Annotated in this window: 12 protein-coding genes; 7 read left to right on the forward strand and 5 right to left on the reverse strand. The window is 74.5% G+C overall.

Annotation, left to right across the window (positions count from 1 at the left end; all coding sequences use genetic code 11):
* From VGR37_13790 to VGR37_13800, 3 genes are all read right to left on the reverse strand, one after another.
* On the reverse strand, window positions 1–330 hold a 330-nt coding region (locus VGR37_13790; GenBank protein HEV2148469.1), incomplete at its 3' end, for a hypothetical protein.
* A 124-nt stretch (window positions 331–454) separates the two neighbouring features.
* Window positions 455–1777 (reverse strand): dipeptidase, encoded by a 1323-nt coding sequence (locus VGR37_13795; GenBank protein ID HEV2148470.1) that lies wholly within the window; start codon window positions 1775–1777, stop codon window positions 455–457.
* A gap of 130 nt (window positions 1778–1907) precedes the next feature.
* Complete coding sequence (locus VGR37_13800) at window positions 1908–2645, reverse strand: hypothetical protein (protein HEV2148471.1); 738 nt, start codon at window positions 2643–2645, stop codon at window positions 1908–1910.
* A gap of 219 nt (window positions 2646–2864) precedes the next feature.
* Between VGR37_13800 and VGR37_13805 the strand changes: the two genes are divergently transcribed.
* Window positions 2865–4235 carry a M20/M25/M40 family metallo-hydrolase gene (locus VGR37_13805; protein ID HEV2148472.1) on the forward strand — a complete coding sequence of 457 codons (1371 nt, stop codon included), beginning with the start codon at window positions 2865–2867 and terminating at the stop codon, window positions 4233–4235.
* A 50-nt stretch (window positions 4236–4285) separates the two neighbouring features.
* Here VGR37_13805 and VGR37_13810 read toward each other — a convergent pair whose 3' ends face one another.
* On the reverse strand, window positions 4286–5494 hold the full coding sequence (locus VGR37_13810; protein ID HEV2148473.1) for an ATP-grasp domain-containing protein: 1209 nt from the start codon (window positions 5492–5494) through the stop codon (window positions 4286–4288).
* A gap of 156 nt (window positions 5495–5650) precedes the next feature.
* Window positions 5651–6271 (reverse strand): hypothetical protein, encoded by a 621-nt coding sequence (locus VGR37_13815; GenBank protein ID HEV2148474.1) that lies wholly within the window; start codon window positions 6269–6271, stop codon window positions 5651–5653.
* 218 nt (window positions 6272–6489) lie between these two features.
* Between VGR37_13815 and VGR37_13820 the strand changes: the two genes are divergently transcribed.
* From VGR37_13820 to VGR37_13845, 6 genes are all read left to right on the forward strand, one after another.
* Entirely contained in the window at window positions 6490–7848 is a 1359-nt protein-coding gene (locus tag VGR37_13820; protein HEV2148475.1) for a sigma-54 dependent transcriptional regulator, read from the forward strand.
* A 196-nt stretch (window positions 7849–8044) separates the two neighbouring features.
* Window positions 8045–9385 (forward strand): tetratricopeptide repeat protein, encoded by a 1341-nt coding sequence (locus VGR37_13825; GenBank protein ID HEV2148476.1) that lies wholly within the window; start codon window positions 8045–8047, stop codon window positions 9383–9385.
* Window positions 9372–9968: a hypothetical protein gene (locus VGR37_13830; GenBank protein ID HEV2148477.1), complete on the forward strand. Its 597-nt coding sequence runs from the start codon at window positions 9372–9374 to the stop codon at window positions 9966–9968. Before VGR37_13825 ends, VGR37_13830 begins: the two co-directional genes overlap by 14 nt.
* Window positions 9969–10085: 117 nt before the next feature.
* Window positions 10086–11252 (forward strand): acyl-CoA dehydrogenase family protein, encoded by a 1167-nt coding sequence (locus tag VGR37_13835; protein ID HEV2148478.1) that lies wholly within the window; start codon window positions 10086–10088, stop codon window positions 11250–11252.
* Window positions 11253–11257: 5 nt separating this feature from the next.
* Window positions 11258–12829: a PAS domain-containing sensor histidine kinase gene (locus VGR37_13840; protein HEV2148479.1), complete on the forward strand. Its 1572-nt coding sequence runs from the start codon at window positions 11258–11260 to the stop codon at window positions 12827–12829.
* Window positions 12826–13161 (forward strand): DUF309 domain-containing protein (locus VGR37_13845; GenBank protein ID HEV2148480.1); only part of this gene is annotated, 336 nt, incomplete at its 3' end. The genes VGR37_13840 and VGR37_13845, both read left to right, overlap by 4 nt.

Genomic DNA, 13161 nt, shown 5'->3' on the forward strand with positions numbered 1-13161 from the left:
GCGCGAGTGCGCGGGGCCGTTCATCGTGGGCGGTTTCCTGATCGCGGCTGGGGCGGCGGTCTCCGTCTTCGCTTCTGCGGGCGGCGCCACGGGCGCGGCGGCCGGCTGCGCGCCGTTCCCCCCCGCGCGCCGGACGACCCACGGGTTCGCCGCGGGCGCGGCGGACCCCTCGGCCTCCTTCATCTGGACGAGGGCCTTGTTGAACGAGAAGTTACCGTACCCCCACGCCGTCACGGCGCGGCGGGCCTGCTCCTCGGTGGCGGCGGTGTCGGTGCGGCGCCCATCGCTGAAGCGGAGGCTGCCGCTCTCGGTCCGGCGGATGACGAGCATTGCGGGGTGGGTTCAGGTGCGCAGGACTTCGTTGCGCCTACTACACCCATGCCCCGTTTCGGTTTCCTTTCGGAAGTCGGGAAAATCCCCGCTCGGCAGCGGCTTCGGGAGCCGCCGGCTCTCCTCACCTCCTCGCCGCCCCGTCCAGCTCCTGGATGGTCCGGTACGACGGCCCCCGCTCGCGCTGGAGCCGCTGCGCCACCCGCTGCGCCTCGCCGAGGACGCGGAGCGCGTTCTCCCCCGCCAGCTTGCGCAGCTCCGCGTCCGACCACCCGCGCCGCGCCAGCTCCGCGAAGAGCGCCGGGTAGGTGGACACGTCCTCCAGCCCCACCACCACCTCGCTGATCCCGTCGAAGTCGCCGCCGATCCCCACGTGGTCCACCCCGGCCACCCGGCGGACGTGCTCGATGTGGTCCGCCACCTGGGCGAGCGTCGCCCGGGGACTCGGGTTCGCGACGCGCCACGCCTCCAGCTCCCGCCGCACGGCCGCCGCGTCGCTCGGGTAGCGCTGCCGGAGGTCGGCGACGACCCGGTCGCGCCGGGCCGCGTGGTTCGCCACCTCCTGCGAGATGAAGAGGGGGACGAACGTCACCATTACCACGCCGCCGTTCTGCTTCAGGCGGGCGAGGATGGAGTCCGGGACGTTGCGCGGGTGGTCCACCAGCGCCCGCGCTGAGGAGTGGGAGAAGATCACCGGCACCTCCGTCGTCTCCAGCGCGTCGCTCATGGTGGCCGGGGAGACGTGCGACAGGTCCACCAGCATCCCCAGGCGGTTCATCTCCCGCACCACCTCGCGCCCGAAGGGCGTCAGGCCGCCGTGGCGCGCGGTGTCCGTGGCCGCGTCCGCCCAGTCCAGGGTGACGTTGTGGGTGAGCGTCATGTAGCGCGCGCCCAGGTCGTGGTAGGCGCGCAGCGCACCCAGCGAGTTCTCGATCGCGTGGCCGCCCTCCAGCCCCAGGAGCGAGCCGACCTTCCCCTGGCGGAAGACGCGGCGGATCTCCGCCGGCGTGTTCGCCCAGGCGAAGCGCTCCGGGTACTTCTCCACGATGCGGCGGGCGATGTCGATCTGCTCCAGCTGCACCCGGGCGTACCCGGGCGTGCTGGTCACGCGCCCGTTGGGGGCGTAGTCCGGGGCCGTCCGCTCGCCGGGGATGAACACCGACCAGAACTGCGCCCCCACCCGCCCGGCCCGCAGCCGCTCCAGGTCCGTCATCCCCGGGGCGGTCGTCCGCAGGTCGTACGCGTCCACGTCCCCGGGGTGGAGGCTGTCCTCTCGGATGCGCCAGGGGAGATCGTTGTGGCCGTCCACCAGCGGAGTGCTGCGGAGCACGCGCTCGGCGCGGGCCAGGTACGGGTCGCGCGCCTGCGCGTCCAGCGGCGCGGGCGGGAGGACGAGCGGAAGGGCGGTGGCCATCAGGAACGCGGAGATGGGGAGCGAGACGCGCATGAGCAGCCGGGGACGGGACGGAAGAACGGAGTTCGGGTGAGCCGCGAACAATGGGGCGTCCGCCGCCCGGGGGCAAGCGCGAGCCCCGGACGCGGCGGCGCCCGGGGCTCGCGCGAAAGGTTGGGTCGGCTCAGGTCAGGGCGGGAGCGGCGGGCAGCTCCTCCACCTCGTCGTCGAGCAGCACCTCCAGGTCGAACGCCTCCTTGCGGATCCGCAGGTCGAAGTAGAGCAGCGTCCCCACCACCCCGATCAGCGGATAGAAGGTGATGGCCAGGACCCCGCCCAGCGCCTCCAGCAGCGTGTCGCCCGCGCCCAGCGCGCCCAGGATGAAGCCGAGCGTCAGGCTGATCCCGAGGATCGCCACGAAGTAGAGGGCGTACGCGAGCGCCAGTATTCCGAGGACGCGCAGGACGTCGCCCCGGACGAGCGACTTCGACCGCTCGAAGGCATCCCCTGCGCCCACGCCCTCCACCATCACCACCATGGGCATGGCAAAGGTCCAGGCGAGCGCGACGAAGCCGGGGATCACCAGGAGGAGGAATCCCACGATCACCGCGATCCCCTGCAGGAAGGCGGCGCCCCATACGGAGGGGAATCGGGCGAGCACCGTGCGCACCGCGGCCATCGCCCCGATGGGACGGCCCAGGTACGCGTACGCCACGATCAGCACCGTCGCGGCGTTCCCCGCCATGAGGGCGAGGTTGGTGAGGAGCCCCGTCATCCAGCGCGCGGGCTCCGGCACGGCGATCTCCAGTAGGGCAAAGGGGGCGACGAGCACCAGCGACGCCGACACGAGCGGGGCGTAGTGGGCGCGGAGGAGCTGGAAGGCGCCGTCGAGGATCTCCGCTGCCGTCCGGGGACGGAGCACGGCCTGGGGCTGGGGCATGAGAGGGGGAGAAATGGGTGGGGACACGGCGGGAGGGCCGCGGAACGAACGGGGACCCAAAATATGCGCGTCGCCGGGCCGGGCCGCAACCGTCCTGTTCCGTCCCCTGGCCGCAGACTTGCCTCGGCGCTACGCTCCGGTCTGATCGCCCGCCGCGCCCGCGCCGGGGCGGCGACCCGCACCTGCCCTGGACTGCCCGAGATGCAAGCATCCACCCTGCCCCGCCCGGACGTGGTCTCCCCTCCCGAGCACCGCGCGCTCGCCCGCGACGTCTTCCGCGAGCTGGTGGAGATCGACACCACCGATACCACCGGCGACGTCACCGCGGCCGCCGAGGCGGTGGCGCGCCGGCTCCGCGACGCCGGCTTCCCCGAGGGAGACGTGCAGGTGGTGGGGCCGCACCCGCGCAAGGGGAACCTGGTGGCGCGGCTCCGCGGCACCGGGGCACGGCGGCCGCTCCTCCTCCTTGCCCACCTGGACGTGGTGGACGCCGATCCGGCGGAGTGGACCACCCCGCCCTTCGCCTTCGTGGAGCGCGACGGCTTCTTCTACGGCCGCGGCACCACCGACCAGAAGGCGATGGCCTCCATCTGGGTGGCGAACCTAATCCGGCTGCGACGGGAGGGCTTCGTCCCGGAGCGCGACCTGATCCTGGCGCTCACCGCGGACGAGGAGGGCGGCGACCACAACGGCGCGCGCTGGCTCACGGGGGAGCGCCGCGAGCTGGTGGACGCGGCGTTCGGGATCAACGAGGGGGGCTACGGGCGGATCAAGCAGGGGCGGCGCATCTCCAACACGGTGCAGGCCAGCGAGAAGGTGTACGCCGACTTCGCGCTGGAGGCGCAGGGCACGGGGGGGCACAGCTCGCTCCCCACGCCGGACAACGCCATCTACCACCTGGCCGCCGCGCTCACCCGCGTGGCCGCCCACCGCTTCCCGGCACAGCTCGGCGAGGTGTCGCGCGCCTTCTTCGCCCGCATGGCCGACATCGAGAGCGGCCAGGCCGCCGACGACATGCGCGCCGTCCTCCGCGACCCGCCCGACCCGGACGCGCTGGCGCGCCTCTCCACGCTCCCGCAGTACAACGGGATGCTGCGCACCACCTGGGCGGCCACCCGGCTGGACGCGGGGCAGTCCAACAACACCATCCCGCAGGCCGCGCGCGCCGTGGTCAACTGCCGCCTCCTCCCGGGCATCACCCCGGAGGAGGTGCAGCGCACGCTCGTGGAGGTGATCGCCGACGAGCGCGTGGAGGTCCGCCCGCTGATCGCCGCGAAGCCGAGCCCGCCCTCGCCGCTCGTCCCGGAGGTGCTGGGGCCCATCGAGCGCATCACGGCGGAGATGTGGCCCGGCGTCCCCGTGGTCCCCACCATGGGGATCGGCGCCACGGACAGCCTGTACTTCCGCCAGGCCGGGATCCCCATGTACGGCGTCTCCGGGATCTTCCTGGACGTGGACGACGTGCGCGCCCACTGCCCCGACGAGCGGATCCTGGTGCGCTCGTACTACGAGGGGCAGGAGTTCCTGTACCGGCTGGTGCGGGCGCTGGCGGGCACGGCGCCCCCCCCGTGACCTCCCGGTGAGGGCGCCGTTTCGCACTTCGCACTCCCGCATCCCCTCCCCTACTCCGTCGCCTCCGTCGCCGCGGGCATAGAGGCGTAGAAGTCGTCCCGGAAGCGCGCCATGTACGAGCGCAGCAGCTCTTCCACGCGCTCCTGCCTCAGCGACCGCACCAGCAGCCCCGCATGGTGGCGCTTGTCCAGGCGCCAGACGATCTCCGGGTCGTCGTACGCCCCCGTGTCGGGCCACTCCTGCCGGGCGAGGGAGATCAGCAGCCCGGCAGAGTCGTCGCGCGCCTCCGGGGGCCGGTACGCCTCCCCGCGCGCGCTGGCGACCTCCAGGCGGGCCCACTCCCGCCACAGGTTCACCCCCGTGGCCGCCTCCACCAGGTCGGCGATGTTGGCGCCGCCCACCCGTGCCGCCGTCTCCAGGAAGTAGTAGCGGCCGTCCTCGTCGCCGCGGATGAACTCCGTGTGCAGCGCCCCGCGCACCATCCCCAGCGCGCGGATCACCTCCCGGTCCAGCTCCCGCAGTGCTCGCGACACCTCGGAGTCCCGCGGGAGCGTCCGCGTGCAGAACAGCCCCCCGCCATGGTACACCTCGAAGGGCGGGTTCAGGTACCCGTGCGCCTCGCTGAACACGATCTCCCGCTCCCAGGCCAGCGAGTCGACGTGGAACACGTCGCCGCGGACGAAGCGCTCCAGCAGGTGGAACGAGCGCTTGTCCCCCAGCTCCTCGACCGTGCTCCACACCTCTTCGGGATCGTCCAGCTTGCGGATCCCGATGGCCGAGGCCGAAAGGCGCGGCTTGAGGATCCAGGGCGGCGGCACCGCCTCCAGGTACTCGTGGATACGGTCGTAGTTGAGGATGGGGACGAACTCCGGCACCGGGATCCCCACCTCCTGCGCGCGCATCCGCATGGCCAGCTTGTCGCGGAAGTAGCGGACGGTGGTCTCCCCCATCCCCGGCACCCGCAGGTGCTCGCGCAGCGTGGAGGCCATCTCCAGGTCGAACTCGTCCAGCGGGACGATCCGGTCGATGTGCTCCGTGCGCGCCAGGTAGCTGACGCCGTGGATGACGTCCTCGCGCCGGAACAGGTCCGGCATGTAGAACACCTCGTCGATGCTGTCGCGCGGCCAGTCCGCTTCGCGGAGCTTCTCCACCGTGATGAGCAGCACGCGGCACCCCAGCCGTCTGCACTCGCGGAGGAACTCGTGGCCCTTGAGGTAGCTGGACAGGCAGAGGACAGTCGTGGGACGGGCTGCGCTCACGGTGGCTCGGGGGCGGAGGGATAGGCGTGGACCGCACGCCCCCGGGAACCTCAGATCCCGTGCCACCGGGAGACGCCCGGGAGGCGCCGCCGCCGCGGGGCCCCCGGCGCTCTGCCGGAGGCCCCTTCGTCGGCAGTCCGTCCCCCGGCGGCCGGCTCAGCGCGCCGTCACCCGCACCGCGGACTCGAACGCCGCCTCGGACACGGTGTTGCTCTGCGCGCTGGCCTGGTTCAGCCAGGCGTCCGCGTTCAGGTCGATCAGCAGCTCCGCGCTCCCCCCCGCCGCCAGCTCCACGTCCACGCCGCGCTCCACCACCGTCCGCCCGTCGCTCCGCAGGTCGACGGTCACCAGCCCGCTCAACACCCCGGTGCCGATGCGGATCCCGCCGGTGACGTTCGCCTTCACGTCCTCGAACACCACCCGGACCCGGTCGTAGCCGGTCGCCCGCACCCCCGCCGTCGCGAACGCCTTCGCCTCGCCGCGGCCGGAGGCGTCCACCGTCACCCGCTCCGCGCTCCGCCGGGTCAGCTCCACCCAGCTCCCCGCCTCCGTGCGGACGTACACCCGCGCCCGGAACTCCACCGTCCCCTCCGCCGAGCCCAGCGCCTGGGAGAAGGCCGTCCCGTCTCCCGCTACGCGGCTCGCCGCCGGCCCGCCGTCGCCGCGCGCGGACACCCGCATCGTCGCCTCGCCGCCCGGACCCGCCGTGTCCTCGCAGGCCGCGAGCCCCAGGGCCAGCACGCCCGCCACCACCGTCTTCGCAATGCGCCGCATCATCGTGTCTCCGTTCTCGGGGTCTGCTTCGGCGCCCCGACCCCCGGTGCGCCGCCGGTCACGCCCCGGGGTAAGGCAGGGGGGATGCCGCGGCGGAATCCCGCGCCGTTGCTGGATTTCTCCCCGGAGGAGGTGCGTCCCGGCAGATCGCATGCTACATTTTACAGCACACCGAAAAGCGGCTCGTCGCATTTTGTGAAAACACGCACCCACGGATCCAGGTGGCGGGACGGCGCGAGGCACTTCTGCTGATCGGCGGGGGGACGGAGGAGCGCGAGAGCGTGCGGCGGGCGGCCGCGGCGCTCGGGGCGGAGCTGACGGCCGCGGCGGGGCTCGGCGAGGGGCTCCGGGCGCTGGCGGAGCGTCCGTGGACGGCCACGCTCCTCGTCGTGGACCTGCTGGAGGGGGACGAGGCGCTGGTGCCGCGCATCGCGGGGGAGGCGAACGCGGGGACGCTGCTCCTCCTGGCGGCCGCGCCCTCGCTCCGCCTGGCGATGGAGGCGACCCGCCTCGGGGCGGCCGAGCTGCTCCTCTCCCCGCCGGAGCCGGACGACGTCGTCCGCGCCCTCCGCGCCGCGGAGGCCGACGGCGCCGCCATCCCCCTCCCGGACGGGGACACCGCGGACGAGCTGGTGGGCTCCAGCCGCGCGCTGGTGGAGGTGTTCAAGACGGTGGGGCGGGTGGCGCCCAGCGCGGCGACGGTGCTGGTGACCGGGGAGTCGGGGACGGGGAAGGAGCTGGTCGCGCGGGCGCTGCACCGCATGAGCCCGCGCGCGGCCGGACCGTTCGTGGCGGTGAACTGCGCGGCCATCCCGGAGGACCTGCTGGAGTCGGAGCTGTTCGGGCACGAGAAGGGCGCCTTCACCGGGGCCGTAGCCCGCAAGGTGGGGCGCTTCGAGCGGGCGGGGGGCGGGACGCTCTTCCTGGACGAGATCGGCGACATGAGCCTGGTGCTCCAGGCCAAGATCCTCCGCGCGCTGCAGGAGCGCGAGGTGGAGCGGCTGGGCGGCGAGGAGCGCATCCCGCTGGACGTGCGCGTGGTGGCCGCCACCCACCGCGACCTCCCCGCGCTCATCGAGGCCGGCGAGTTCCGGGAAGACCTGTTCTACCGCCTGGCGGTGGTCCGCCTGCACCTCCCGCCGCTCCGCGAGCGAACCGGCGACCTGCGCGCCCTCGCGCTGCACTACGCCGCGCGCTTCGCGCGGGAGCACGCCCGGCCGCTCCGCGCCCTGGGCCACGCCGCGCTGGAGCGGCTGGAGGCGCACGCCTGGCCGGGGAACGTGCGCGAGCTGCGCAACGTGCTGGAGCGCGCCGTGCTCCTCGCCCCCGGCGAGGTCCTCCTCCCGGAGCACGTGGAGACCGACCGCCGCGCCGCGCCCGCGGGCTCCGGCGGCGCGGCGCTCCCCGGCTACGCCCCCACCCTCTCCATGGTGGAGATGGAGGCGCTGCACCTCGCGCGCGTGCTGGAGCACACCGGGGGGCACCTGGGGCGCGCGGCGGAGATCCTGGGCGTCCACCGCAACACCGTCTCCCGCAAGGCGCTGGAGTACGGAATCATAGAGCCGGGGGAGCGCCCGTGACCGGCGTGCCGCCTTTTCGGGCAGCGCGCCGCATTTTGTGGCGCCCGGCGGGAGCGCGCCTCGTGGCCGCTCGCCGGAAGCCCGCGCCGGGGCTGGCTTTCCGCGTTCCGCGCAGGCGGAACGCGTCCTGCCTTCTCCGCGGGGCGAACCGCTCCCCGGCCCGGCCGGGGCACCCCTTCCACGCCGCGCACCGCCCATGAGCCCGCGACGCCTCCGGCTGGACCAGGCGCTCGGCGCGATCCCGGAGAGCGACGAGCTGGCGCCGCTCCGGGACGCGCTGATCGGCGCCTCGCGGGAGGACGCGGAGCGGGCGTGGGCCGCCTCCGAGGCGTACGCCACGCTCGACACCCGCCTGGCCGACACCGGCGCTCTGGACGAGCAGGTGAGCGCGCTGGCGGAGCGGGTGCGGGCGCGGACCGAGGCGGTGCTGCGCCATACCGTCCGCGCGCTCCGCGCGCTGAAGGACGGGGACGAGGCGGAGGCGGCGGGGGCGCTGGTGTCCGCCGGGGAGCTGGAGGAGGCCGAGGGGCGGCTGGAGGCCGCCGAGCGATACTACCGCAAGGCGCTCGACCTGGGCCGAAAGCCCCGCGACCGACGCGCCGAGGGACTTGCGCTCAGGCGCCTCGGGCGGGTGGCGAGGGCGCGGGGGAGGCTGGAGGAGGCGCTCGACCTGTACCGGAGGGGGTACGATTCCGCCGAGGCCATGCGGGACGCCGGGGGGATGGTGGTCGCCTGCCAGGGTGCCGGGAACGTGTACATGGACCAGGGCCTCTGGGAGCGTGCGCGGGAGTGGTACCTCCGGGGGCTGGCGCACCTGGAGACCGGGACGCCGTCGCGGATGCTCTGGGAGCTCTACAACAACCTGTCGGTCGTGGAGCTCCGCTCGGGGGACGTGGCGGAGAGCTCCGCCTGGCTCGACCGCGCGGAGGGGGTGGTGCGTGCCCTGGACGATCCCCGCGGCCCCTTCTTCCTGTCCAACGCGCGTGGGCGGGTGGGGATGGCGCGGGAGCTCCCGCGCGAGGCGGAGGACGCATTCCGGAAGGCGCTGGAATCCGCCCGCACCCCCCAGGACCGGGGGATCGCGCTCCTCAACCTCGCCGAGTCCCTCCTGCAGCAGGAGCGGCTCGTCGAGGCGGAAGCGGTCGCGAGGGAGCTGGAGAAGACCGCCATCGTCCACCGGACGATCTACCTGCTCCTCGACCTGTACCGCATGCTCGGCGCGATTGCCCGGGCCCGCGGCGACGCGGAGGGCTTCCTCTTCTACGAGCAGGCGCTCGACCTCTGCCGCGAGCGGGGCGCGCCGCTCGTCGAGCTGGCGGCCACGCAGCACGAGTACGCCCTCTTCGAGGCCGCGCAGGGGAGCCCGGAATCCGCCGCCGAGCGCCTGCGGGAAGCGCTGGCGCTCTACGAGCGGCTGGGGATGGGGCCGGAGCTGAGCCGCGCCCGTGCGGAGCTGGCCCGGATCACGGGGAGCGCGGCGCCCGCGCAGGGACCGACACGGACAGACCAACCGGGAGCAAACGATGCAGATGCGTAAGATCGCCCTCCTCCTCGTTGCGCTCCTCGCCGCCGGGTGCGGCAGGGATGCGATCGCGGGCGGATACAAGGAGGTGGAGACGGTGGCCGTGGGCGACGGCACCCCGGACGGCTCCGCCTCGCGTGCCGCGGCCGGGGGCGCGCGGTGGAGCGTGGCGGTCCCGCAGGGGACGCTGTCCTTCACCGCGCGGGCGTCGCTGGTGGCGGAGGACGGGCGCGCCGTTCCGCTCACCGAGCAGCCGCGGGAGGTGCGGGTCCGCCTGGACGGGACCGACCGGGCGACGCTCTCCCGTGCGCTCGTCCCGCCGGTGCGCTATACGCGGGCCCGGGTGGTGTTCACGAGCGTGGCCGCGGATGTCACCGGCGGGCTCACGATCGGCGGGCTCCCGCTCCTGGGTCCCGTCCGGGTGGCGATCCCCGCCGGCGACAGCGTGGTCGTGGAGCGCGCCGTCGCCCTGGAGCCGGAGCGCACCCGGGAGACGCTGGTGGTGGACCTCAACGCCTCCGCCTGGCTGGGCGCCGCGCTCGGAGGAAACGTCGCCCCCGCCATGTTCGCGGCGGCGGTCCGGATCCGTAGCGAATAGCCGCGTCCGGGGGTCGGGTCCTGGCCGGAGACTTGCCGGGACGGGGAGCGGAGCTTCCATTCCCTGTTCCCGCTGCGCGCAGCGCGCGCCGCCGCGACGCACCCGATCCGGCTTCCAATGGAGCTGACGTCCTCCTCCCGCCTGCGTGAGCTGGTCGCCCGCGCGCGCGAGGTCACCGAGACCGTAGCCGCCCCCAACGCGGAGGCCGAGGACCGGGACGCCCGGTGGCCCGGGCCCGCCATGCGCGCGCTCGCGGACGCCGGGCTCATGGGGCTGCACGTGCCGGAGGATCTCGGCGGCCACGGCGAGGGGCTCAGCGGCCTGGTGGCGCTGTCGGAGACGCTGGCGCAGGGGAGCGCCTCCGCCGCCATGTGCTACGCCATGCACTGCGTGGGCACCGCGGTCATCGCCGCCAAGGCCACCGATCACCACAAGGAGGCGTACCTCGTCCCCATCGCGCGGGGGGAGCACGTCACCACCCTGGCGCTGAGCGAGCCGGGGACGGGCATCCACTTCTACCTCCCCCAGTCGCTCGTCCTCCCCGAGAGCGACCACTACCTCGTGCGCGGCACCAAGAGCTTCGTCACCAACGGCGGCGAGGCCGACTCGTACGTGGTATCGGTGGCGGCCCCGGACGAGGAGGGAGCCGGCGAGGGGACCTTCAGCTGCGTGCTGGTGGACGAGGGGACGCCGGGGCTCCGCTGGGAGGAGCCCTGGGCGGGGCTGGGGATGCGGGGCAACAGCTCCCGCACCGTCCGGCTGGAGGACGTCCCCGTCCCCCGCGGCAACCTCCTGGGCGAGGAGGGCGACCAGCTCTGGTACGTGTTCGAGGTGGTGGCGCCCTACTTCCTCATGGCGATGGCCGGCACCTACCTGGGGGTGGCCTCCGCCGCCTTCGCCATCGCCCGCGAGCACCTGGGGACGCGCCGCTACGCGCACTCCGGCGAGCTGCTGGGGAGCTCCCCCGTGCTGGCGCACCGCCTGGGCGAGCTGTGGACCGAGCTGTCGCGCACGCGCCACCTGGTGCACGCCGCCGCAGCCCGCGCCGACGCCGGAGACCCCGACGCACTCCCGGAGGTGCTGGCCTGCAAGGCCGCCGCCGGGGACACCGCGGTGCTGCTCACCAACGAGGCCATGACCCTCTGCGGCGGCTCCGGGTACCGGGAGAACGGCACGCTGGCGCGCCTCCTCCGCGACGCCCGCGCCAGCCACGTCATGGCCCCCACCACCGACATCCTGAAGACCTGGGTGGGGCGCGCGCTCCTGGGACAGCCGCTCCTGTGACCGCCATGGCCGGGCACGCGCTCCTGGTGGCCGACCAGAGCCCCGCGTGGGCCGGCGCCCTGGGCCCGGTCCACGAGGCGCGCCCGGCCGAGCTCGCGGCGGAGGTGGGACGCGGGGCCCTCCGGGAGGCGGCGTGCGCGGTCGTGGACGGCACGGTCCGCGACGCCCCCGGGGTCGCCCGGAGGATCCACGCCGCCGACCCGACGCTGCAGGTGGTGGTGGTGGCCCCCGCCGACGGAAAGGCGCGGCTGCAGCACGCCCTGCTCTTCCTCCCGGGGCTGGGAGAGGTGTGGCTGGTGGAGCCGCCCGAGCTGAACGCCTCGCTGGTGGAGCGCGCGGGCGACGTCACCCGCCAGCGGCGCCGCTACCGCGCCGTACGCCCCGGGATCGAGCGGAGCCTGGCCGCCGCCCCCGCGCGCGTCCAGCGGACCCGGCTCTCCGACGCCTACCTCGCCTCGCTCCTCCAGTCCGTCCCGGACCCCGTGCTCTCGGTGGACGAAGCGGGGCGGATCCTCTCGTGGAACCCCGCCGCGGAGCGGGTGCTCGGCCGCCCCGCGCACGAGGTGGCGGGGCGCCCCCTCGCCGAGGTCCTCGCCCCGGACGACCCCGCCCCCGTGGAGCGGCTCCTCGCCCGCGCGGGCGGCATCCGCCGGGCGGAGCTCCGCTTCCGGCGAGCCGGCGGCGAGGAGGGGACCGGGGAGCTGATCGTGGCCCCGGTGGACGCCGACGGCCAGAACGTCCGCTCGGTCATCGTGCACGACCTCACCGAGCAGCGCCGCGCCCAGGCGGAGCTGGAGACCCAGGCCGCCGAGCTGCAGGAGCAGGCGGCCGAGCTGGAGCTGCTCAACGACGAGCTCCAGCAGCGCACCCGCGAGCTGGAGGCCGCCCTCGGCACCCGGAGCCGCTTCTACGCGGCCATGAGCCACGAGCTGCGCACCCCGATCAACGCGGTGATCGGGTACAACGCCCTCCTCCTCGACGGGATCTACGGCCCCCTGCAGGAGCGGCAGGAGTACGGGCTCACCCGCTCGCAGCGGGCCGCGCAGCACCTGCTGGAGCTGGTCAACGACGTCCTGGACCTGGCCAAGATCGAGGCCGGGCGCATCGAGCTGCAGGTGGAGCGGACCCCCTTCCCCACCGTGCTGGAGGAGGTGGCGGACACGGTCCGGTCGCTGGCGGAGCAGCACGGCTCCCGCATCGAGGTGGCCGGCGCGGCGGAGCCGCACGCCGTCTCCACGGACCCGCGGCGCCTCCGGCAGATCCTGCTCAACCTCCTCTCCAACGCCGCCAAGTTCGGGGACGGGAAGCCGATCGAGCTGGGATGGGATCCCACGCCCGACGGCGGGGTGGAGGTACGTGTGGCGGACCACGGGAGGGGGATCGCCCCCGCGGACCTGGAGCGGATCTTCCACGAGTTCGAGCAGGTGGAGACGCGCGAGGGCGGCGGGACGGGGCTGGGCCTCCCGATCTCCCGGCGCCTGGCCGAGATCCTGGGGGGCTCGCTGCGGGTGGACTCCACGGTGGACGAGGGGAGCACCTTCCGGCTGCGCCTCCCTCCCGCCCCGCCCGCGGGGTGACGCCGGGGCCCGGGGTCCCCGCCGCGCTCCGGGAGTTCGCGGACCGATTCGGCCGCGGCGAGTTCTGGGAGAGCCACGAGGTCCTGGAGGCGCCCTGGCGGCGGGGGCGGAGCGGCTTCTACAAGGGGCTGATCCTCCTCGCCAGCGCCTGGGTGCACGTGGAGCGAGGCAACGCACGCGGCGTCGCCGCGCAGCTCCGCAAGACCGAGCGCGAGCTGGCGCCGTACCGCCCGGCGTACCTGGGCCTGGACGTGGACGCGCTCCTCGCCCACGCCGCCCGCCTGGCCGCGGCGGTGGCCGCCGGCCCGGAAGGCGGCGCCGGTGCGTGGGCC

This window comes from Longimicrobiaceae bacterium (genome assembly GCA_035936415.1).
In the GTDB taxonomy this organism is placed as follows: Bacteria; Gemmatimonadota; Gemmatimonadetes; order Longimicrobiales; family Longimicrobiaceae; genus JAFAYN01.

Excerpts from the sequence above, each read along its gene's own strand:
- VGR37_13795 (HEV2148470.1), bottom strand. The coding sequence starts at position 1,777 with ATGCGCGTCTCGCTCCCCATCTCCGCGTTCCTGATGGCCACCGCCCTT.
- VGR37_13805 (HEV2148472.1), top strand. The coding sequence starts at position 2,865 with ATGCAAGCATCCACCCTGCCCCGCCCGGACGTGGTCTCCCCTCCCGAG.
- VGR37_13815 (HEV2148474.1), bottom strand. The coding sequence starts at position 6,271 with ATGATGCGGCGCATTGCGAAGACGGTGGTGGCGGGCGTGCTGGCCCTG.
- VGR37_13825 (HEV2148476.1), top strand. The coding sequence starts at position 8,045 with ATGAGCCCGCGACGCCTCCGGCTGGACCAGGCGCTCGGCGCGATCCCG.
- VGR37_13830 (HEV2148477.1), top strand. The coding sequence starts at position 9,372 with ATGCAGATGCGTAAGATCGCCCTCCTCCTCGTTGCGCTCCTCGCCGCC.
- VGR37_13835 (HEV2148478.1), top strand. The coding sequence starts at position 10,086 with ATGGAGCTGACGTCCTCCTCCCGCCTGCGTGAGCTGGTCGCCCGCGCG.
- VGR37_13840 (HEV2148479.1), top strand. The coding sequence starts at position 11,258 with ATGGCCGGGCACGCGCTCCTGGTGGCCGACCAGAGCCCCGCGTGGGCC.